The organism is Flavobacterium indicum GPTSA100-9 = DSM 17447, assembly GCF_000455605.1.
Lineage (GTDB): Bacteria > Bacteroidota > Bacteroidia > Flavobacteriales > Flavobacteriaceae > Flavobacterium > Flavobacterium indicum.
Map to the genome: position 1 here is coordinate 2,119,770 of NC_017025.1, position 20,267 is coordinate 2,140,036.

At 31.0% G+C, this 20,267-nt stretch carries 23 protein-coding genes; 13 read left to right on the forward strand and 10 right to left on the reverse strand.

The features are described 5' to 3' along the window. Nucleotides 1-6: 6 nt before the first annotated feature. A complete protein-coding gene (locus KQS_RS14510) occupies nucleotides 7-183 on the reverse strand; it encodes a CAL67264 family membrane protein (RefSeq protein WP_014389030.1) in 177 nt (58 codons plus the stop codon). A 154-nt stretch (nucleotides 184-337) separates the two neighbouring features. Continuing rightward, on the reverse strand, nucleotides 338-1,342 hold the full coding sequence (gene holA / locus KQS_RS09815; RefSeq protein ID WP_014389031.1) for a DNA polymerase III subunit delta: 1,005 nt from the start codon (nucleotides 1,340-1,342) through the stop codon (nucleotides 338-340). 59 nt (nucleotides 1,343-1,401) lie between these two features. On the opposite strand from holA, the gene KQS_RS09820 reads away from it, so the two are divergent. The 4 genes from KQS_RS09820 (at nucleotide 1,402) to KQS_RS09835 (ending at nucleotide 4,581) form a co-directional block, all read left to right on the forward strand. Further along, nucleotides 1,402-1,848, forward strand: a complete 447-nt coding sequence (locus KQS_RS09820; protein WP_014389032.1) for a type I restriction enzyme HsdR N-terminal domain-containing protein — start codon at nucleotides 1,402-1,404, stop codon at nucleotides 1,846-1,848. A gap of 11 nt (nucleotides 1,849-1,859) precedes the next feature. After that, nucleotides 1,860-2,873, forward strand: coding sequence for a glycosyltransferase family 2 protein (locus KQS_RS09825; RefSeq protein WP_014389033.1), 1,014 nt, complete (start codon nucleotides 1,860-1,862; stop codon nucleotides 2,871-2,873). A gap of 106 nt (nucleotides 2,874-2,979) precedes the next feature. Next, the gene (locus tag KQS_RS09830; protein ID WP_014389034.1) at nucleotides 2,980-3,813 is read left to right on the forward strand and encodes an OmpA/MotB family protein; all 834 of its coding nucleotides are present in this window, start codon (nucleotides 2,980-2,982) and stop codon (nucleotides 3,811-3,813) included. A 72-nt stretch (nucleotides 3,814-3,885) separates the two neighbouring features. After that, the gene (locus KQS_RS09835; protein WP_014389035.1) at nucleotides 3,886-4,581 is read left to right on the forward strand and encodes a SanA/YdcF family protein; all 696 of its coding nucleotides are present in this window, start codon (nucleotides 3,886-3,888) and stop codon (nucleotides 4,579-4,581) included. Between the two features lie 30 nt (nucleotides 4,582-4,611). Here the strand turns inward: KQS_RS09835 and KQS_RS09840 are convergent, their stop codons facing one another. Further along, entirely contained in the window at nucleotides 4,612-4,809 is a 198-nt protein-coding gene (locus KQS_RS09840; RefSeq protein WP_014389036.1) for a hypothetical protein, read from the reverse strand. A gap of 106 nt (nucleotides 4,810-4,915) precedes the next feature. After that, the gene (gene mnmD, locus KQS_RS09845) at nucleotides 4,916-5,590 is read right to left on the reverse strand and encodes a tRNA (5-methylaminomethyl-2-thiouridine)(34)-methyltransferase MnmD (RefSeq protein WP_014389037.1); all 675 of its coding nucleotides are present in this window, start codon (nucleotides 5,588-5,590) and stop codon (nucleotides 4,916-4,918) included. A gap of 331 nt (nucleotides 5,591-5,921) precedes the next feature. Here mnmD and KQS_RS09855 point away from each other — a divergent pair, with 331 nt between their 5' ends. From KQS_RS09855 to KQS_RS09880, 6 genes are all read left to right on the forward strand, one after another. After that, complete coding sequence (locus tag KQS_RS09855) at nucleotides 5,922-7,265, forward strand: DEAD/DEAH box helicase (protein ID WP_014389039.1); 1,344 nt, start codon at nucleotides 5,922-5,924, stop codon at nucleotides 7,263-7,265. A 135-nt stretch (nucleotides 7,266-7,400) separates the two neighbouring features. Further along, a complete protein-coding gene (locus KQS_RS09860; protein ID WP_014389040.1) occupies nucleotides 7,401-9,326 on the forward strand; it encodes a BatA domain-containing protein in 1,926 nt (641 codons plus the stop codon). Further along, nucleotides 9,323-10,567: a dihydroorotase gene (locus KQS_RS09865; RefSeq protein WP_014389041.1), complete on the forward strand. Its 1,245-nt coding sequence runs from the start codon at nucleotides 9,323-9,325 to the stop codon at nucleotides 10,565-10,567. The genes KQS_RS09860 and KQS_RS09865 overlap by 4 nt, the downstream gene beginning before the upstream one ends. Nucleotides 10,568-10,570: 3 nt before the next feature. After that, nucleotides 10,571-10,885 (forward strand): hypothetical protein, encoded by a 315-nt coding sequence (locus tag KQS_RS09870; protein WP_014389042.1) that lies wholly within the window; start codon nucleotides 10,571-10,573, stop codon nucleotides 10,883-10,885. 3 nt (nucleotides 10,886-10,888) lie between these two features. Next, nucleotides 10,889-11,533, forward strand: coding sequence for an alpha/beta hydrolase (locus tag KQS_RS09875; RefSeq protein ID WP_014389043.1), 645 nt, complete (start codon nucleotides 10,889-10,891; stop codon nucleotides 11,531-11,533). Between the two features lie 5 nt (nucleotides 11,534-11,538). Beyond that, the gene (locus KQS_RS09880; protein WP_014389044.1) at nucleotides 11,539-11,748 is read left to right on the forward strand and encodes a hypothetical protein; all 210 of its coding nucleotides are present in this window, start codon (nucleotides 11,539-11,541) and stop codon (nucleotides 11,746-11,748) included. A gap of 12 nt (nucleotides 11,749-11,760) precedes the next feature. Here the strand turns inward: KQS_RS09880 and KQS_RS14050 are convergent, their stop codons facing one another. From KQS_RS14050 to KQS_RS09895, 3 genes are read right to left on the reverse strand one after another with little or no spacing between them, the layout of a single operon-like run. Next, nucleotides 11,761-12,294 (reverse strand): hypothetical protein, encoded by a 534-nt coding sequence (locus tag KQS_RS14050; protein ID WP_014389045.1) that lies wholly within the window; start codon nucleotides 12,292-12,294, stop codon nucleotides 11,761-11,763. Nucleotides 12,295-12,337: 43 nt separating this feature from the next. Next, nucleotides 12,338-12,820, reverse strand: coding sequence for a hypothetical protein (locus tag KQS_RS09890; protein ID WP_014389046.1), 483 nt, complete (start codon nucleotides 12,818-12,820; stop codon nucleotides 12,338-12,340). Nucleotides 12,821-12,823: 3 nt separating this feature from the next. Then, nucleotides 12,824-13,591, reverse strand: coding sequence for an MBL fold metallo-hydrolase (locus tag KQS_RS09895; RefSeq protein ID WP_014389047.1), 768 nt, complete (start codon nucleotides 13,589-13,591; stop codon nucleotides 12,824-12,826). 113 nt (nucleotides 13,592-13,704) lie between these two features. Between KQS_RS09895 and KQS_RS09900 the strand changes: the two genes are divergently transcribed. Then, nucleotides 13,705-15,162 carry a hypothetical protein gene (locus tag KQS_RS09900; protein ID WP_014389048.1) on the forward strand — a complete coding sequence of 486 codons (1,458 nt, stop codon included), beginning with the start codon at nucleotides 13,705-13,707 and terminating at the stop codon, nucleotides 15,160-15,162. A 26-nt stretch (nucleotides 15,163-15,188) separates the two neighbouring features. Here the strand turns inward: KQS_RS09900 and bcp are convergent, their stop codons facing one another. After that, nucleotides 15,189-15,641 (reverse strand): thioredoxin-dependent thiol peroxidase, encoded by a 453-nt coding sequence (gene bcp, locus KQS_RS09905; RefSeq protein ID WP_014389049.1) that lies wholly within the window; start codon nucleotides 15,639-15,641, stop codon nucleotides 15,189-15,191. A gap of 59 nt (nucleotides 15,642-15,700) precedes the next feature. Between bcp and KQS_RS09910 the strand changes: the two genes are divergently transcribed. Further along, a complete protein-coding gene (locus KQS_RS09910) occupies nucleotides 15,701-16,363 on the forward strand; it encodes an endonuclease III domain-containing protein (protein WP_014389050.1) in 663 nt (220 codons plus the stop codon). Nucleotides 16,364-16,378: 15 nt separating this feature from the next. Here the strand turns inward: KQS_RS09910 and KQS_RS14485 are convergent, their stop codons facing one another. After that, on the reverse strand, nucleotides 16,379-16,525 hold the full coding sequence (locus tag KQS_RS14485; RefSeq protein WP_162141189.1) for a hypothetical protein: 147 nt from the start codon (nucleotides 16,523-16,525) through the stop codon (nucleotides 16,379-16,381). 53 nt (nucleotides 16,526-16,578) lie between these two features. Continuing rightward, nucleotides 16,579-17,166 (reverse strand): RNA polymerase sigma factor, encoded by a 588-nt coding sequence (locus tag KQS_RS09915; protein ID WP_014389051.1) that lies wholly within the window; start codon nucleotides 17,164-17,166, stop codon nucleotides 16,579-16,581. A gap of 286 nt (nucleotides 17,167-17,452) precedes the next feature. Between KQS_RS09915 and uvrA the strand changes: the two genes are divergently transcribed. Continuing rightward, on the forward strand, nucleotides 17,453-20,266 hold the full coding sequence (uvrA, locus tag KQS_RS09920; RefSeq protein WP_014389052.1) for an excinuclease ABC subunit UvrA: 2,814 nt from the start codon (nucleotides 17,453-17,455) through the stop codon (nucleotides 20,264-20,266). Nucleotide 20,267: the final 1 nt, after the last annotated feature.

The window sequence follows — 20,267 nt, forward strand, 5'->3', positions numbered from 1 at the left end:
CAATTATTATACTCTTCCTTTTAAGGCATTAAATACCCATGCAATTGCAAAAAACCCAACGCCAACAGCACTAAATCCCCATCCTGCCACATCTGCATATCTATAAACACCTAATCCAATAAGCAACAGCCCCATTAAAATCATTATTATGGTTGCAATTGCTAAAACTGTATTTTTATTCATTGTGAAATTGATTAAATTATAAGCGTGCAAATATCGTAAATATTATTTTTTTAAACTAAGATTGAAAATGGAAACTCGTTCATTTTGACACAGAAAACTAAAAAAAGTGTACAAATAGTGTTAACTAAGTACCAATCTGATTAAAAAGTCAGGTCTAATTAAATATTTTATAAACCAATTCTTTTAACAAATCATCTTCTTTCATAGATCCTGCGCCTACACCTTTACTTTTTACATCAACATCGCGCAACACTTGAACAATCTGACTCACTTTTCGCATGGGATAGTTTCGTGCTGCGGTAAAATATTCATCTACAAAATACGGATTTACGCCTATTTTACTGGCTACTTCACGTTTATTAGACTTGTCTTTTAACCCATGAAATTGCAATAATTGAGAAAAAAAACTAAACAATTGTCCCGTTATCACTACAATTGGATTGTCTTTAGGATTTTGAGCAAAATGATGAATTATAGAATAAGCTTTTTCCTGATCTCGTAGTGCTAAGGCCGATTTTAATTCAAACACATTATAATCTTTACTGAAGCCAATATTTACCTCTATGTCCTTAGGAGTAAAGGTATGACCTTCTGGGAAAATAATTCGGAGTTTGTCTAATTCATTCGAAATTTTGGCCAAATCGGTTCCTAAAAATTCTGACAGCATTAAGGCTGCTTTAGGTTGAATTGCATAATTTTTCCCTTTTAATACCTTCGAAATCCAATCGGGAATTTGATTGTCGTATAATTTTTTACTTTCAAAATAGACATGCTTGTCTTTGATTACTTTGAAAACTTTTTTACGACCATCGGGTTTGTCTCTGTAGGCTAATACTAGAATTGTAGTAGGTTGAGGATTTTCAGCATACGCTTGAAGTGCATCAATAGTTCGATTTAAATTCTGCGCTTCCTTCACAATTACCACCTGATAATCAGCCATCATAGGAAATCGTTTTGCAGTAGAAACAATTTCTTCTACTGAAGTATCTCTTCCATACAACACCACCTGATTAAAAGCTTTTTCATCTTCTGTCAGCACATGTTCTTCAATAAATTCAGCAATTCTATCGATGTAATAGGTTTCTTCACCACATAAAAAATAAATGGGCTTGAAATTTTTGCTTTTTATATCGTTGGTAATTTTAATTAAATCAGTCATTACATTTGACACTTTTCTGTTTTAATTGGAAGAACTAAAGAAATTAGTATTTTTGTTACATGCAAAATTTGAATTTCAATTCGTATTCCTTTCGGCTCAAAAATAGTGAAAATAAAGTCTATATTTTTGATGCCATTCGAAAAAAGTTTTTAGTTCTTACACCCGAAGAATGGGTGAGACAACATACCATTCAATTTCTAATTCAAGAGTTAAATTATCCTATTTCATTAATTAATGTTGAAAAAATAGTAAAAATTAATGGTATGAATAAACGCTATGATATCGTTGTATTTAATTCTAATGGAAGCATTGAAATAATAATTGAATGTAAAGCCCCCGAAGTCCAAATAACCCAAGCCACTTTTGATCAAATTGCCCGATACAATTTTATTTTACAAGCCAATTATTTAATGGTAACTAATGGTTTAAATCATTATTTTTGCCAAATGGATTTTGAAAATGAAAATTATACGTTTTTAAAAGACTTACCTGCCTATAACCTTTAATTTTTTTAAACTTGAAAAAAATAGCTGTTGTTATCTTAAATTGGAATGGAACGGAATTGTTGCGCCAATTTTTACCTTCTGTTATAGAATTTTCAACGGAAGCCGAAATTTACGTTGCCGATAATGCCTCTACTGACGACTCCGTTACTGTGGTACAAAAGGAATTTCCTGCCATAAAAATCATTCAAAATACAGGAAATTTTGGTTATGCTAAAGGCTATAACGAGGCGTTAAAACAAGTGGAAGAACCTTACTATGCCTTGGTAAATTCGGATATTGAAGTAACTAAAAACTGGTTAGCTCCAATTATTGCTCTTTTTGAAAACCAACCCAATACCGCTATAATTCAACCCAAATTATTGGATTATAAAAGAAAAGACTATTTTGAATATGCGGGTGCTGCTGGAGGCTTTTTGGACAAATTTGGCTACCCTTATTGCAGAGGTCGAATTTTTGATACCTTAGAAAAAGATTTGGGTCAATACAACACCGAAACTGAGGTTTTCTGGGCAACAGGTGCTTGTTTTTTTATTAGAAAAGAAGTGTTTCGAAAATTAAATGGATTTGATGATGATTTTTTTGCACATCAAGAAGAAATTGATTTGTGTTGGCGAGCCTTTAACTTAGGATTTACGGCAAAATATTGTCCTTCTTCAATTGTTTACCATGTGGGTGGAGCTACATTAAATGAAGCAAATCCTAAGAAAACCTATCTTAACTTTAGAAATTCACTTTTAATGTTAACCAAAAACCTTCCAAAAGGTACATTATTAAAACGTATTTTTTTCAGATTATGTTTAGACGGATTAGCCGGCATTCAATTTATTTTACAAGGAAAATTTAAACATACTTGGGCGATAATTGAAGCCCATTTTGGATTTTACAAAAGACTTCCTCAATATTTAAAGAAAAGAGGAAATGTACAGAAGCATCAGTATTACCATTCCAAATCTATTGTTTGGAGTTACTTTATAATGAAAAGAAAGAAATTTACAGATTTAGAAAAGCGTTTCACAACCAACTAATTTTCAGTCTTTAACTTATTTTTTTGATTTTTTTTAACTTAAAATTCACTATTCTTTACACTTTGGTATGATTTTTTCGGGGTAACTTTGCAAAAACACATGTATTATGAAGAGAATAGTAGTATTAGCCGCAACCGTACCTTTTCTTTTAACTTCTTGTATTTCTAAAAAGAAATATGCCGAATTAGAAGCAAAACAAAAAGAAACACAGGATTTATTAAATTCAGCAACCATTAAATTAAATGCGTGTTTAGCTGAAAAAGACGCCCTTCACAATCAGGTTGATTATTTGAAAAAAAACAATTCAGATTTGATTAACAGTTCAAAAGAATTAACTGTTTTGACAACCAAAGGAGCTGAAAACTTAGAAAAATCGTTAGAGAGTTTAAAAGAAAAAGACCTTAAAATTTCTCGTCTTCAAGACGCCTTAACCAAAAAAGACAGTGTAACGTTAGCTTTAGTAACGAGCTTAAAACGTGAAGTTGGAATAGACGACCCAGACATTAATATTAATGTTGAAAAAGGTGTAGTTATGATTTCAATTGCTGATAACTTACTATTTAAATCAGGAAGTTATGAAGTAGGAACAAGAGCTAAAGAAGTTCTAGGTAAAGTTGCAAAAGTAATAAATAGCAAACCTGATTTTGAATGTATGGTTGAAGGACATACCGATAATGTGCCTATTAAAAACACCGTTTTATTAGACAATTGGGATTTATCGGTTAAAAGAGCCACATCTATTGTACGTGTTTTACAAAATGATTTAGGCGTAAATCCAAAACAATTAATCCCAGCGGGAAGAAGTTATTTTATTCCTTTAGCGGATAATGATACTGCTGAAAATCGTGCAAAAAACAGAAGAACACGCATTATTATTATGCCTAAAATTGATCAATTTTATGATATGATTGAGAAAGAAATGAAAGCACTTTCCAAATAATAACTATACAAAACATAATTAAACGGCTAAATTTTCTTAGCCGTTTTTTTATTTTAGCAACAAAATTATTTTATGCGTACTTTTTTAAAAAAACATTTTAAGAAATTGATTTACTTATCGATTACTTTCTTACTTATTATAGTTTCAATAAACTTCTATATTGTTCAAGTCACAAAAGAATACATACAAACAGATTACACTAAACTTCCAAATGTAGATGCGATAATCGTTTTAGGCGCAAAAGTGCATGAAGATCGTTTGTCTTATGTTTTGGAAAGTCGTTTAGTAGGCGGAATTAATTGTATGTTACAAAATAAAGCAAATGCTATTTTACTTTCAGGCGATCATGGACAAAAAAACTACGATGAAGTGAATAGTATGAGGAAATACATTTTGAGAAGAAAATTTCCTATTCGTAAAGAACAAATATTCATGGATCATGCTGGGTTTGACACCTATGACAGTATGTATAGAGCGTTACATATTTTTGGAATAAAAAGTGCCATTATTGTTACTCAAGATTTCCACATAAACCGATCTGTTTATATTGCCAGAAGCTTGGGCATAAAAGCCTATGGATTAGCTATTGATGAAAGTATGTATAAGTACCATTTACAACTTAACTGGAAAATTCGTGAATATGTAACTCGAGTAAAAGCTTTTAAAGATGTTTTAATCAATGCCCAACCCACTTTTTTAGGAGAAAAAATTCCAATTTCAGGTAATGGATTAAAAAGTTGGGACACTATAAAAAGTGTAAAAAAATAAAAATCCCGATAGTTTTATCGGGATTAGTGATTATTTTTCTATGTAAACCATACATTGCCTTAGTTCGGGTTTCTCTTGTGTAAAACTAAGAAGCCATTCTCTTAGTTGGTCCAGCTCATAGGGCAACAACATTCTTGTTGCTTTTTCTAGCTCTTTACAAAATAGTTTTGCGTCAAAGCTAACTCTTTCTAAAATAGATTTGGTGTACAAATAAATTTGTCTTGGCATATTTTTTCATTTTAATTATTGAACAATATGAAGAACTGTTTTTGCTAATTTACATAAAATTTTAATATAAAAATTAATTTTAATAAAATTTTAAAGTTAATTTTTTCTAAATTTTGAAACCAACTAACATTTCTCTTTTACCTGGTGCACCCGGTAATTTTTGAGTAACAAACCCAACTTCTTGTAAATTCTTCTTTATCAATGTTCTACATGCATAAGTTGTAAAATGACCATTTGACTTTAAACTATCGTACATTTTTTTCAAGATTGTAGTACTCCATAAATCTGGTTGCACATCAAAACCAAAAGCATCAAAATAGATAATATCAAATTGATTCTTAAAATCAATATTCTCAAAAAACTGCTCCATCTTTAACAAACTAAAAATTGCATCTAACTGATGATTTTCATTCCAATTGACAGCATGTAGATATTCAAATTTAGCGTTTTCATCTTCATCTTTAAGAATTTTAGCATAATTTAACATAGTAAGTTCGTGAGTTGCTATTGGAAATGCCTCTACCCCAACATAATTAACTTTTACATTCATTTTTTCAGCTTCAAGCCAAGTCAACCATGCATTTAAACCTGTTCCAAAACCAATTTCTAAAATACTTATTTCATTTGCTGGAAACCGATCTAAATAATAATGCATTCCATGTTTTAAAAACACATGCTGTGCTTCTAGAATGGCACCATTGGTAGAATGATAATTTTCATTTAATTCTGGAATATAAAAAGTGGTTGACCCGTCTTTGGTTATGATTAATTCTCGTTGCATTATCAAATATATTATTTAAAAAAAACACCAAGTAATTCAAAAAAATCTTTAATTAAAGAAGCTTTTGAACTGTTATTATTTGCCTTTGCTATTATATCATTCAATTCTTTTGATGTCTTATTTTTAAATTTATTATTTAATCTAATTATAATAATTAAAAAACAAAAGATTGAAACTATAATTACAATCCAAATAAAATTAATTTTCATTCTTTTTTTATTTTCTCCAAATCTATTAAAATTTTCCCTAATCTGAAGCCAATCACACAAGCTTAAACGAATAACAACAAACATTTAACGACAAAAACACTATCTTTGCAAAAAATTATTCTATGGTAACCTTTCAAGATTTAAACTTACCGGCATCTTTACAAAAAGCAATTGACGAATTAGGCTTTACAAACCCTACACCTATTCAATCCAAAGCATTCCCTTATGTAATGTCGGGGCGCGATGTGATGGGTATTGCTCAAACTGGTACAGGTAAAACCTTTGCATATTTGTTACCAATATTAAAACAGTGGAAATTTCAAAAAACCGATACACCTAGAGTACTTATCTTGGTTCCTACTCGCGAATTAGTCGTACAAGTTAAAGAAGAATTAGACAAATTGACCAAATACATGAGTGTTCGTTCCCTAGCTGTTTATGGTGGTGTAAACATCAATACGCAAAAAACTGCGGTTTATGAAGGTTTAGATATTGTTGTTGGAACACCTGGACGTGTTATGGATTTAGCACTTGACAATGTCTTACGATTTGACAACATTCAAAAACTTGTTATCGACGAATTTGATGAGATTTTAAATTTAGGTTTCCGTGTACAATTGGTTTCCATTCTTTCAATGATGAAATCAAAAAGACAAAACATTATGTTTTCGGCTACCATGACTGAAGAGGTTGATGATGTTTTAGATGAATTTTTTGAATTTCCAGAAGAAGTTTCATTGGCTCCAAGCGGCACACCTTTAGAAAAAATTGAACAACGATTATATAAAACTCCTAATTTCTTAACTAAATTAAATATAGTCAAACATTTCTTAGCAGATGAAGCCTATAGCCGTATTTTATTGTTTGTTAACAGTAAACGTTTAGCTGATTTTGTTTTAGAACACTTAGAGGAAGATTTCCCTGATCAATTTGGTGCTATTCACTCCAATAAAACACAAAATTATCGTTTAAATACCATGGAATTATTCCAAAATGGTACATTACGAGGTTTGGTAACCACTGACATTATGGCTCGTGGTTTAGACATTTCAGATATTACACATGTTATCAACTTACAATTACCTGAAACACCTGAGCAATACATCCACAGAATTGGTAGAACTGGACGAGCAGACAAAGAAGGTATTGCTATCACTATGGTGAGTCCAAAAGAAGAAGAAGAATTTATGGAAATTGAACTTCTTATGAATAAAGAAGTCGAAGTTTTTGATATTCCAGAAGAAGTTACAATCGAAGAAAAAAGATTGGAATTTGAAAAAGAATTTAAAAAACCAAAAGTTACTTCCAAAAAGAAAGCGATTGAAAAAGGTGCTGCTTTCCATGATAAATCAGAAAAAAACAGCAAAGTTAATTTAGGAGGACCAGGCAAAAGAAAACCGCGTAAAACAGCACCTAGAAATAGAGCCGTTGAACGAAAAAGAGCCGAAAAGAAAAAGAAACGATAATTTTTTGTTCATTTTTGTCATGCTGAACTTGTTTCAGCATCCAAATATTTAATACAAGTTCTGTTTAACAATATGTGCAATTTAATTTCCTTATTTCTCTCAAAATTTCTTATTTTTGAAAAATCTTTTTAAAAAATGCAATTTAAACATCCGGAAATCTTATATTTTTTATTGCTTTTGATTGTACCAATTTTGGTACATTTATTTCAATTAAGACGCTTTAAAAAACAAGAATTTACCAATGTTAAATTACTAAAAGAACTTGAGATTCAAACTCGAAAAAGTTCTACCATCAAAAAATGGTTGTTACTTGCCACACGATTACTTTTACTTTCTGCCTTAATTTTAGCATTTGCCCAACCGTTTTTTAAAGCCAAAGAAACGAATAAACAAAATAATGAATTAATTGTAGTTTTAGATAATTCATTCTCAATGCAGGCCAAAGGAAGCCAAGGTGAATTATTAAAAAGAGCCATACAAGACATTTTAGAAAACACTCCTGAAAACCAACAACTATCGGTGTTAACTAACGATCAAAATTTTTATGATACGGATATAAAAAGCATTCAAAAAGAATTGCTAAAATTAAATTATTCGTCTACACCCTTTAATCCACAAGCCATTTTAACTCGAATTCAAGCTAAAAAACCTGGAATTCCAAAAGACATTTTGTTTATTACCGATGCCGTTGGATTAAAAGACCAATTAAATGCGACTTTACATGAAGATTCCGAGATTTATTTTCAAGAATTAAAAGCCAATGAAACAAATAATGTAGCAATAGAACATGTAGCAATAAGTCAAGTTTTAGATCAATTTTACGAATTAAAAATAACATTTAAATTTTTCGAATCAATACAAGCCGATATTCCCATCGCCTTGTTTAATGGTAAAAAACTTGTGGCAAAATCGTTAATTTCAAAAGAAAAACCACAGAAAGAAATTCTTTTTACCATTCCAAAAAACGATTTTCATGGGTATGTACATATTGAAGATAATGCTTTAACCTATGACAACTACTTTTATTTTAGCATTACAAAACCTCAAAAATCAAGTGTTTTAGCAATAGGTACAACTGAAAAAAATAATTTCTTATCTCGTATTTATACTTCAGATGAATTTAATTATTCAAGTTCGGAATTAAACACATTGAACTATAGTTTGTTAGAAAATCAAGATGCTATAATTATTAATGAACTTACTGCTTTACCATCAGCCTTAACTACTACTTTAAAAAACTATTATGATAAGGGCGGAAGTATTGTTTTTATCCCAAATATAGAGGGAGACATAAATTCTTATAATTCTTTCTTGAAATCATTTAATAGTGTTACAATGAATGATAAGACTAAAGAAAAACAAATTACAAAAATTAGTTTTAATCATCCCATTTATCAAAATGTATTTGAAAAAAAAGTTACTAATTTTCAATACCCTAAAGCAACCTCATCATGGACTGTTTCTGGTAAATCATTACCTGTTTTACAATTTGAAGATCAAGGCATTTTTCTTGGAAACACAACCAATCGTTTAGGAAATTTATATTTCTTTAGTGCTGCAATAAACAAACAGAATTCTAATTTTCAAAATTCTCCCTTGATTGTTCCTACCTTTTACAATATGGGTCAAAACAATAATAAAACGGGACTTAATGGTTTTATTATAGGCGAAAATAATTTCACTATTATTAATGAAACCATTTCAAAAGATCATGTATTGAGTGTGTCCAATGCAGAAAATAGTTTCATACCAATGCAGCAAATTTTAAACAATAAAATTAAATTATCATTTGGAAATTATCCTGAAATAGCCGGGAATTATTCTGTATTAAAAGATAAAGAGGCATTAAAAAATATCAGTTTTAATTACCCTAGAACAGAAAGTAATTTAACCGAAGTGAATTCGAATTATTTTGAAGATTGCACGAATGTAAATTCTATCACTACCTTTTACAACGACATACATTCCAATCGAACCAATAGTGAAATTTGGAAGTATTTTATAATAACAACACTACTTTTAGTTTTAATTGAACTACTAATCCAAAAATTTGTCAAATGAGACTACTAATTAAACACGCAACCGTACTTGATAAAGAAAACCGCTTACACAATCAAAAAATAGATATTGAAATTACAGATGGAATAATCACAGCAATCGACGCTTCTATTCATCCAAAAGAAGGCTATCAAATCATTGAAAAAGAAAATTTACATGTTTCTAAAGGTTGGATAGATACATCAGTTGTTTTTGGAGAACCCGGTTTTGAAACAACCGAAACCATTCAAAATGGTTTAAAAGTGGCTGCTAAAAGTGGATTTACAGATGTATTGGTACATTCCAACACTAATCCAGCCATTGACAATCAGTCTGTTATTCATTTAATTCAAAATAAAGCGCAAGGTCAAGCGACTCAATTGCATGTTGTTGGATGTATGACTAAAAATTCAGAAGGTGTTGATTTAGCGGAACTTTATGATATGAAAAACGCTGGAGCAGTTGCGTTTGGAGATTACAAAAAACCGACATCAAATGCGAATCTTTTAAAAATTGCACTTCAATATACTCAAGATTTTGACGGAACCGTTTTTGCTTTTCCTATGAATAAAGATATCAAAGGAAAAGGATTTGTTAATGAAGGTGTTGTAAGTACCCGACTTGGGATGAAAGGAATTCCCGCATTAGCAGAAGAATTGGATCTTGAACGAAATTTATCTTTGTTAGCGTATACCAATGGGAAAATGCATGTACCAATGATTTCAACTCTAAAATCAGTGTCCTTAATAAAAGAGGCTAAAGCTAAAGGATTGCAGGTTACTTGTGGTGTTTCAGTTAATAATTTAGTAATAACCGAGGAAGAATTAGTTGATTTTAATTCCAACACCCGCTTGATGCCACCATTAAGAACAGAAACGGATCGACAAGCTTTACTTGCAGGAGTTCTTGAAGGAACAATTGATGTAATCACAAGCGATCATTGTCCGGTTAATATTGAAAATAAACGATTAGAATATGATTTGGCCGATTACGGATCTATTGGATTGGAAAGTATTTTTGGTGCTTTACAAACTGTTTTGCCTTTAGAAACTAGCATTGAAAAATTAACCAATGGCCTCCAATTTACTGAAAAATCAACGTTAGAAGTAGGACAAAAAGCGAAATTAACCTTGTTTAATCCAGCAATTGAATGGACTTTTGAATCTCAAGACATTTTATCTTTCTCAAAAAATGCTGTAATGCTTGGAAAAAAAATGAAAGGCAAAGTGTATGGAATTGTTAACGGAGAAAAATCAAACTTATAGATTATGAAAGAAAATAATACCCCTGCGATAGTAGCTTATATCACTATTATTGGTTCTATTGTAGCTCTTTTAATGAACAACGAAGAAAAGAAAACTGAATTTAATAGTTTTCATATTCGTCAAGGATTAGGCATTAATTTAAGTTTTCATTTATTCAGTTATTTTATTGGCTATTTTGACAGTTGGGCCGTTTCAATGGCTTATTACATTCTAATTTTAGGAATGTTAGTTATTGGATTCATTGGTGCAGTTAATCATGAAAAAAAATTAGTCCCAGGTGTTGGACAAGCTTTTCAAAATATTTTTAAAACTTTATAGTACATGAGTTTACATTATTTGGTTAGAGAACCTAAAGTCAAATTAGAACAAAATCCAGCACTATTTTTATTACATGGCTACGGAAGTAATGAAGAAGATTTATTTTCTTTTGCTAATGAATTACCAGAAGATCATTATGTAATTTCTGTTCAGGCTCCTTATGCTTTGCAAGGAGGATTTGGATATGCCTGGTATGCCATTTATTTTGATGCGGATGAAAATAAATTTTCGGATGACCAACAAGCGAAAGAATCTATTCATTTAATTGCCCAATTCATAGATGAAATCAGTTCTAAATTACCAATAGACAAACAAAAAATTAGTTTAATAGGATTTAGTCAAGGAGCAATTCTTAGCTACGGTGTGGCATTTGCTTACCCAGAAAAAATTTCTAAAATAGTAGCATTAAGTGGGTATTTCAATGAAAAACTTTTACCTGAATCATTTGATGTAAACAAAATGCAACATATTAATTTTTTTGCTTCGCATGGCAGTGTAGACCAAGTAATACCGGTGGAATGGGCAAGAAAAACACAACCTTACTTAGAAAAATTAGGTCTACCTATCACCTACAAAGAATACCCGGTAGGTCATGGCGTAGCGCCACAAAATTTTTGGGATTTTAAAAATTGGTTGGAACAGAATTAATTTAAATGACTGATCACGAAATTTTAATTGCTGCATCGAAAATAAAGCATTTGAAGGGATTGACCGTAAATGAAATGTTATTTCATAGTAACTTAATGGATGAATTTGACCTTGCAGTTAATGAAAAAAATCTAAGTCGAACAAAATTCATTTTAAAAGCTTTAAACTTAAATTCTGAAACAATCCAAGAAATTATAAATAAAATAGCGACTTAATTGTCGCTATTTTTATTTCGTAGAATCTTTTTTCATTCCTTCGGGCTCCCCTTTCATTTCAGGTTCATCACTTTCAATAACTTTTAAATCTCGAGCTAAAGCAGGTTTAAAAATAACAGTATCATCGTATAAAAGGGCGAAACCTCCTTTTTGCTTTAATTCAAAATCTTTAAACTTAAAATTTTCGCTTTCATCTTCCCTAGTTAAAACAATCGATTCTTTTGAATCTGGCAAAAATACTTCGGCACGTAGACTATCTTCTGCAATAAAAAAATACGCATTATTGCTATTCCCTAATGAATCTTTCGCCACCGAACTTAATCGATACCCTTCCTCAAAAACACGTACACATTTTTTTTCTAAATTGGACCATTTATAGCCCGATTTCACTTCACATCCATGTTCATTTTTATCATCTATAATCTGATTTTTACGAAGAGAATCTATCTGTACCATATCATCATGATCTGATGAAGAGGATTTTAAAATGTAATCACATGATGTTAAACTGATTAAAACAAAAAAAAGTACACTAGCTTTTTTCATATTGGGAATGGGTTATTTTTTGGGTTATTTTTTTGGGAGTATTTTATCGATCCGTGTACATTACTGTTTCAACCGTTTCAAAATCAGAAGGTTTATCCTCATTATGAAAATATTTAACTAAAATTTCACCCCACACTTTACCATCTGAATAATTTGCAATAATCCAACGATGATTTAAAAACTTAACGCCATCAATAATAAAATTTGTACCGTTAATAGGCTCATAAGGCACTAATTTATTTCCTCTTTTGGCCGTATTCAACTCCATAATATCTTCTTTCACTTTTGCTTGAACCTTTGCAAAATCTGCGGGATAAAAATACTCTTGAGCATCGGTATTTTGTTCCAATGAAAAAGTATTCGCTTCTAATAATTTGGAAATAGAATCACGAGCTATTTTTACTTCTTTTCTTGAATTTTGCACCACTTCTTCACTCTTATTCAATATTTTACTTGAATTTACATATTGAAAAATATTAATCAATAAGGAAAATAAAAAACCGTACAGTAAAAGATGTTTCTTCATAATTTATTTAATTTCAATTTCTAAATTATCATAAGCAAGGTATACATTTTTAGGCAGTTTTTTTTGCACCTCTTCATGAAAACCCATCAAATGACTAATGTGTGTTAAATATGCTTTTTTTGGTTGCACCAAAGATATGAAATCTAATGCTTCTTCAATGTTAAAATGTGTATTATGTGGTTCGTACCGCAATGCATTAATTACTAAAACTTCAACTCCTTTGATTTTTTCAATTTCGGAATCTTCCATAGACTTCACATCCGTCAAATAAACAAAATTTCGAATTTTATATCCAAAAACTTGTAAATTTCCATGACTTGCATTAATTGGTTCGATGCTTTCGTTTCTAACCTTAAAAATTTCATTTTGTTTAACTTCAATAGGACTTACGGAAGGGGCACCTGGGTATTTATTCTCTTTTTCAAAAATATAATCAAAACGTCTTTCCAAATTTTTTAGAACCCGTTGGTGAGCATAAATGGGAATATCACCTTGTGCAAAATAAAACGGTCTAATATCATCTAAACCTGCCGTATGATCAGCGTGTTCATGTGTAAATAACAAAGCATCTATACGAGAACATTTACATTTCAACATTTGCTGTCTAAAATCTGGACCACAGTCAATTACAACTGAAAAATCATCTGACTGTATCCAAACAGAAACCCGCAAACGCTTGTCTTTAGGGTCTTCACTTAAACATACAGAATGATGACTTCCAATTACTGGAATACCTTGAGAAGTACCTGTACCTAAAAAATAAACTTTCACAGCGTTAAATTTTTTACAAAAATAGTAATTTAGACTTTTTAAAACCCTATAATTTGTTAACTTTGCCTTATTAAGCATATTGCCCTAGATACTTTTATTGGAAAATAAAAAAGATGACAACTGAAATAACACTTAGAGGAGACAAGGTAATTGAACAGATTCCTTCAACAAAAGACAAAGCACTTCGTATAAATTTAAACGAAAACATTTACGGTACGTTTGCTGAAATTGGAGCTGGTCAAGAAACTGTTAGACATTTTTTTAGAGCTGGAGCTTCTTCTGGTACTATTGCAAAAGCAATGTCTGCATACGACAAGGATTTTAGTGATGCAATTTATGGTGTTGAAAATGACGGGCGTTATGTAACAGAAAGTCGTTTAAGAAAAATGTTGACGCATGAAGTTAAACTTATTGAACAACGTTTAAAAAGAGACAAACATCCTAATAAAATATTCTTCAGTTACGCCAATACGGTTGCTACTATCGATTTTGCAAAACAATTTAAAGGCCATGGTTGGGTTGGAATTAAATTCCAAGTGGAACCAGATGAAGATTATAATGAAATTATTCTTCACATTCGTTTTAGAGAAAATGATGCGCGATTGCAACAAGAAACATTAGGTATTTTAGGTGTAAACTTAATTTACGGCGCTTTCTATAAACACAATGATCCAAAAAAATTATTACGTTACTTATACGATCATTTAGATAAAGACCAATTAGAAATCGATACTATCAATTTCTCTGGTCCTCGATTTGCCAATGTAGACAACCGTTTAATGTCGTTACAATTGGTTAAAAATGGTATGACTGATGCAGTGATGTTCAATCCGGACGGTAAAAATGTACTTCCTGCTGCGGTTTTATACAAAAAGAACATATTAGCTTTAAGAGGTAGTTTCCGACCGGTTACTAAAGTAAACATGGACATGTACCGTCAATCTTATGAGATGTTCATTCAAGAAAACAAAGTAGATAAAGACAATACTTTTGTTGTTTTTGAAATTACACTTTCTAACTTAAAAGCAGAAGGAGAAATTGATGAAAGAGACTTTTTAGATAGAGCAGAATTACTATGTTCGTTAGGACAAACAGTAATGATTTCCAATTTCCAAGAATATTTTAAAGTAGTAGAATATTTCTCTAGTTTTACCAAATCTCGTATGGGATTAGCTATGGGAGTAAGCAACTTAATTGATATTTTTGACGAGAAATATTACCGCCATTTGTCGGGAGGAATTTTAGAAGCTTTTGGGAAATTATTCTACAGAGACTTAAAAGTATATTTATACCCAATGAAAAACCCTGAAACTGGAGAAATCATTAATTCTGATAATTTAAAAGTACACCCAAGAATGAAAGAGTTATACAAATTCTTTAAATTCAATGGTAAAGTTGTAGACATCAAATTATATGACGAAAAAATATTAGAAATCTTCTCTAGAAAAGTATTAAAAATGATTAATAATGATGAAGCAGGATGGGAAGAAATGCTTCCTGAAGGAATTGCCGAAATCATTAAGAAAGATAAACTCTTTGGATACGAAAAATCAAAAGAATTAGCAAAATAACAAAAGCCGACTTAAGTCGGCTTTTGTTATTTTAAAATTTGAGCAGTATGTGCTTTCGTTTTTACTTCTTTAATAATATCTTCAATAATTCCATCTTCATTTATAACAAATGTGGTTCTGTGAATACCATCGTATTCTTTACCCATAAACTTTTTGGGACCCCAAACTCCAAACGCGTTAATCACTGATTTGTCTTCATCGGCCAACAAAGCAAATGGAAAATCATATTTTTCTTCAAACTTTTTTTGAGCTTTGGCACTATCAGCACTAACACCTAATAATTCATAATTATTTGCCTGGAACCTTTCATAATTATCTCTCAAATCACAAGCTTCAGCTGTACAACCGGGCGTGTTTGCTTTTGGATAGAAAAAAACAACCAATTTTTTTCCTTTATAATCTTCTAAAGTATGTTTTGTTCCATCTTGATCTACTCCTGAAAATTGGGGAGCAGCATCACCTATTTTTAAATGTGTCATTTATTTTTACTTTGAATTAAATTAATTTAAATTTGAAAAGTGTAATCAAATATACAAAAATGACTAAGAAAGAGAAATCAACGTTTGTTATAAATACGTTAAATGATTTATACCCTGAAATCCCCATACCTTTAGACCATAAAGATGCCTATACATTATTAATTGCGGTTTTACTTTCAGCTCAATGTACAGATGTAAGGGTAAATCAAATCACACCTTTACTTTTTGCAAAAGCAGATAATCCCTACGACATGATTAAAATGACGGTTGAAGAAATTCAAGACATCATTAGACCTTGTGGACTTTCACCAATGAAATCGAAAGGTATTTATGGTTTATCTAAAATACTAATAGAAAAGCACAATGGCGAGGTTCCTCAAAATTTCAAGGATTTAGAAGAATTACCTGCTGTTGGACATAAAACGGCAAGTGTTGTTATGAGTCAGGCTTTTGGTATACCTGCTTTTCCGGTTGATACGCATATTCATCGATTAATGTACCGTTGGGGATTATCAGATGGGAAAAGTGTAGAAAAAACAGAAAAAGACGCTAAGACTTTATTTCCAAAAGAGTGTTGGAATGACTTACACCTTCAGATAATTTGGTATGGCAGAGAATATTCTCCCGCTAGGGGATGGAATTTAGAAAAAGATATCATCACCAAAACCATTGGAAGGAAAGCAGTAATAAATGAATACTATAAAAAAAATGCTCCAAAATAAGCTTTGGAGCATTTTTTAGTTTGAAAGATTTTCAAATGTAAGACTACCAACCCTTACTATTTTTAATGCTTTCGAATAACTCAAAATTAAATTAACCGTTGTTTTAGATGGTAAAAGCTCTTTTTTAGAGACTTGTTTTTTTCTAGAGTAAAGTTTTGCCATGTATATTAGTTTATTATTCTAAACTATAACGCAAGGCAAAAAAGATTATTGTGCTAATTGGTTAAAATAATATTATTTTTTTCTATTATTTTTCTCAAGTTAATAACAGCATAACGCATTCTGCCCAATGCAGTGTTTATACTCACACCTGTTATATCAGCTATTTCTTTATAACTTAAATCGTCATAAAAACGCATTTTTACAACTTCTTTTTGATCTTCAGGCAATTCTTCAATTAATTTCTGCAGATCATTTTCAACTTGATTTTCAATTAATTTACCTTCTACATTTAAGGATGAATCTGTCATAAAGTTAAAAATACTATATTCCTCAGTTTCTCTTTGAAAAGGCATTTTTTTGTTATGTCTAAAATAATCAATTGAAAGATTATGGGCTATTCTCATTACCCAAGGTAAAAACTTACCTTCTTCATTATACGAATTAGATTTTAAAGTTTTAATAACTTTAATAAAGGTATCTTGAAAAATATCATCACTAATTGTGCTATCCCCGATTTTTGAATAAATAAAGCCATACACTTTTGCTTGATGTCTTTCAATCAAAATGGCTAAAGCAGTTTCATCGCCATTTACATAATTCTTCAATAGAATTGCATCCGAAATTTGTACACGATTTGCCATAGTTATACCTTTTAGAGTTAGATAAGTTTTTGGTTTTCTAAAAAGTATTTTTTTACTATAGGCTTCAGATTTTTGGTTAATCAAGAACAAATATAATGTTAAATTTTTCAAAAAAACAAACTTCAATTGAAATTTTAACAGTTTTTACACAATAACCTTAAATTTTTATCATAAAATTAAATACTTTTAGTTACAATTTAATAGCCCATATCTTTTAATTTTCAACTATCAGTTACTTCTATTTCGAACTTATAATTTGTATCTTTGCGAAAATTCACTTTTTGTCATGATAAACAAAGACATTACGAAGCTAGATCCTAAAAAATACATCTTAATCAAAGGTGCTCAATTGCATAATTTGAAGAACATAGATGTTGCCATTCCAAGAAACGAATTGATAGTGATTACCGGTCTTTCTGGTTCTGGAAAATCTAGTTTAGCTTTTGACACCTTGTATGCTGAAGGTCAGCGCCGTTATGTGGAAAGTTTATCTTCTTATGCGCGTCAATTTCTTGGGAAATTAGACAAACCTAAAGTTGAATATATTAAAGGAATTGCTCCTGCCATTGCCATAGAACAAAAAGTAAATACTACTAATGCTCGATCTACTGTAGGAACTTCAACTGAAGTTTACGACTACTTGAAATTGCTTTTCGCAAGAATTGGAAAAACGTACTCCCCTATTTCTGGTCAGGAAGTAAAAAAACATACCGTTTCAGACGTTGTAAACTTTATTCAAACCTTACCTCTTGAATCAAAATGGTTGTTATTAGCTCCTATCCATTTGGAAGAAGGGAGAAAGTTGATTGATAAACTTAAAGTATTGCTACAACAAGGTTTTGCTCGTGTTTTAGTAGACAATCAAACGGTTCGTTTAGATGATTTTGTCGCTACTCTAGAAATGATTGACGAAAAATCACTTATTGATAAAGAAATTGTCCTGATTGTAGACCGAATCGTGGTTAAAAATGAAGAAGAATTTTACAATCGGATTGCAGATGCCATTCAAATTGCCTTTTATGAAGGTAAAGGCGAATTATATATACAAAATACTGACACTAATGAAAAAATTGTTTTCAATACGAATTTTCAATTAGACGGATTAGATTTTTTAGAACCGAACATCCATTTATTTAGTTTTAATAATCCTTATGGTGCTTGTCCAAGTTGTGAGGGCTATGGGAATATTATAGGCATTGATGAAGAATTAGTGATTCCCAATACCGCTTTATCCATTTATGAAAACGCCATTTTTCCATGGCGAGGGGAAAGTATGAGTTGGTACCGTGATCAATTGGTGAATAATTCACATCATTTTGATTTCCCAATTCACAAACCTTATTTTGAATTGAGTGCAGCACAAAAGCAATTGGTATGGGATGGAAATCGTTATTTTACTGGTTTACATGATTTCTTTGCCGATTTAGAAGCAAATAATTATAAAATTCAAAACAGAGTTTTATTATCAAGATACCGAGGAAAAACAAAATGTCCAACTTGTAAAGGAAAACGCCTTCGTCAAGAAGCCAATAATGTAAAAGTAGGTGGGAAAACAATTTCTGATTTAGTTGATTTACCAATTATTCAACTTATTCCTTTTTTCAACGAATTACAACTTTCTGATTACGATTACAAAGTAGCCAAAAGGTTGTTGTTAGAAATTCAAAATCGTTTACAATTTTTAAACGATGTGGGACTTAATTATTTAACCTTAAACCGAAATTCATCCACTTTATCTGGGGGCGAATCACAGCGCATAAACTTAGCTACATCTTTAGGTAGTAGTTTGGTAGGATCGATGTATATCTTAGACGAACCGAGCATCGGCTTACATCCAAAAGACACCGAAAAATTAGTTACTGTTTTAGAAAATTTGAAAAAATTAGGTAATACAGTAATTGTGGTTGAACATGATGAAGATATTATGAAAGCGGCTGACATGATAATTGACATTGGCCCAGAAGCGGGGACTCATGGAGGACAGTTAGTGGCACAAGGAAAATACGAGGAGATTCTAACCTGTGATTCTTTAACTGCAAAATATTTATCGGGAAGGGACACTATAGAAGTGCCAAAAAAGAGAAGAAAATTTAAAAACCATATCGAAGTCATTGGTGCTCGTGAAAATAATTTAAAAAATATTGACGTTACTTTTCCTTTAGATTGTTTAACTGTCATTACGGGAGTTTCTGGAAGTGGAAAAAGTACACTTGTGAAGAAAATATTATTCCCAGCATTACAAAAAAAGTTGACTGGTTTAGGTGACAAAGCAGGACAATTTACTGCTTTAGAAGGGAGTTATTCGCACATAAAAAATATAGAATATGTTGATCAGAATCCTATTGGTAGAAGTTCACGATCTAATCCGGTGACTTATATCAAAGCTTATGATGATATTCGCGATTTATTTGCTAAACAAAATACGTCTAAATTAAGAGGTTACCAAGCCAAACATTTTTCATTCAATGTTGATGGAGGACGCTGTGAAACCTGTAAAGGTGATGGTGAGGTTACAATAGAAATGCAGTTCATGGCCGATGTTCACTTGGAATGTGAAACGTGCCAAGGAAAAAGATTTAAAAAGGAAGTATTGGAAGTTAATTTTGAAGGAAAAAATATTGATGACGTATTAAAAATGACCATCGATGAAGCCTTGGAATTTTTCAATCTACACAAGCAAACTAAAATCACTCAAAAACTGCAACCGCTACAAGATGTAGGATTAGGATACGTTCAATTAGGTCAATCTTCTTCTACATTATCTGGTGGTGAAGCACAACGTATAAAATTGGCATCATTTTTAGTTAAAGGAGCCACTAAAGAAAAAATGTTGTTTGTATTTGACGAACCAACAACCGGTTTACATTTTCATGATATTAAAAAATTATTAGCTTCATTTGATGCCTTAATAGATAAAGGACATTCCATAATCGTAATTGAACACAATTTAGATTTAATTAAATGTGCTGATTACATCATAGATATTGGTCCTGAAGGTGGTGCTAACGGTGGAAATTTAGTCGCATTTGGTACTCCTGAAGAAGTTGCTAAAAACAAAAAATCTAGTACGGGAATTTATTTAAAAGAGAAATTGAATTAAT

Excerpts from the sequence above, each read along its gene's own strand:
- KQS_RS14510 (WP_014389030.1), bottom strand. The coding sequence starts at position 183 with ATGAATAAAAATACAGTTTTAGCAATTGCAACCATAATAATGATTTTA.
- holA (WP_014389031.1), bottom strand. The coding sequence starts at position 1,342 with ATGACTGATTTAATTAAAATTACCAACGATATAAAAAGCAAAAATTTC.
- KQS_RS09820 (WP_014389032.1), top strand. The coding sequence starts at position 1,402 with ATGCAAAATTTGAATTTCAATTCGTATTCCTTTCGGCTCAAAAATAGT.
- KQS_RS09830 (WP_014389034.1), top strand. The coding sequence starts at position 2,980 with ATGAAGAGAATAGTAGTATTAGCCGCAACCGTACCTTTTCTTTTAACT.
- KQS_RS09835 (WP_014389035.1), top strand. The coding sequence starts at position 3,886 with ATGCGTACTTTTTTAAAAAAACATTTTAAGAAATTGATTTACTTATCG.
- KQS_RS09840 (WP_014389036.1), bottom strand. The coding sequence starts at position 4,809 with ATGCCAAGACAAATTTATTTGTACACCAAATCTATTTTAGAAAGAGTT.
- mnmD (WP_014389037.1), bottom strand. The coding sequence starts at position 5,590 with ATGCAACGAGAATTAATCATAACCAAAGACGGGTCAACCACTTTTTAT.
- KQS_RS09855 (WP_014389039.1), top strand. The coding sequence starts at position 5,922 with ATGGTAACCTTTCAAGATTTAAACTTACCGGCATCTTTACAAAAAGCA.
- KQS_RS09860 (WP_014389040.1), top strand. The coding sequence starts at position 7,401 with ATGCAATTTAAACATCCGGAAATCTTATATTTTTTATTGCTTTTGATT.
- KQS_RS09865 (WP_014389041.1), top strand. The coding sequence starts at position 9,323 with ATGAGACTACTAATTAAACACGCAACCGTACTTGATAAAGAAAACCGC.
- KQS_RS09870 (WP_014389042.1), top strand. The coding sequence starts at position 10,571 with ATGAAAGAAAATAATACCCCTGCGATAGTAGCTTATATCACTATTATT.
- KQS_RS09875 (WP_014389043.1), top strand. The coding sequence starts at position 10,889 with ATGAGTTTACATTATTTGGTTAGAGAACCTAAAGTCAAATTAGAACAA.
- KQS_RS09880 (WP_014389044.1), top strand. The coding sequence starts at position 11,539 with ATGACTGATCACGAAATTTTAATTGCTGCATCGAAAATAAAGCATTTG.
- KQS_RS14050 (WP_014389045.1), bottom strand. The coding sequence starts at position 12,294 with ATGAAAAAAGCTAGTGTACTTTTTTTTGTTTTAATCAGTTTAACATCA.
- KQS_RS09890 (WP_014389046.1), bottom strand. The coding sequence starts at position 12,820 with ATGAAGAAACATCTTTTACTGTACGGTTTTTTATTTTCCTTATTGATT.
- KQS_RS09900 (WP_014389048.1), top strand. The coding sequence starts at position 13,705 with ATGACAACTGAAATAACACTTAGAGGAGACAAGGTAATTGAACAGATT.
- bcp (WP_014389049.1), bottom strand. The coding sequence starts at position 15,641 with ATGACACATTTAAAAATAGGTGATGCTGCTCCCCAATTTTCAGGAGTA.
- KQS_RS09910 (WP_014389050.1), top strand. The coding sequence starts at position 15,701 with ATGACTAAGAAAGAGAAATCAACGTTTGTTATAAATACGTTAAATGAT.
- KQS_RS14485 (WP_162141189.1), bottom strand. The coding sequence starts at position 16,525 with ATGGCAAAACTTTACTCTAGAAAAAAACAAGTCTCTAAAAAAGAGCTT.
- KQS_RS09915 (WP_014389051.1), bottom strand. The coding sequence starts at position 17,166 with ATGGCAAATCGTGTACAAATTTCGGATGCAATTCTATTGAAGAATTAT.
- uvrA (WP_014389052.1), top strand. The coding sequence starts at position 17,453 with ATGATAAACAAAGACATTACGAAGCTAGATCCTAAAAAATACATCTTA.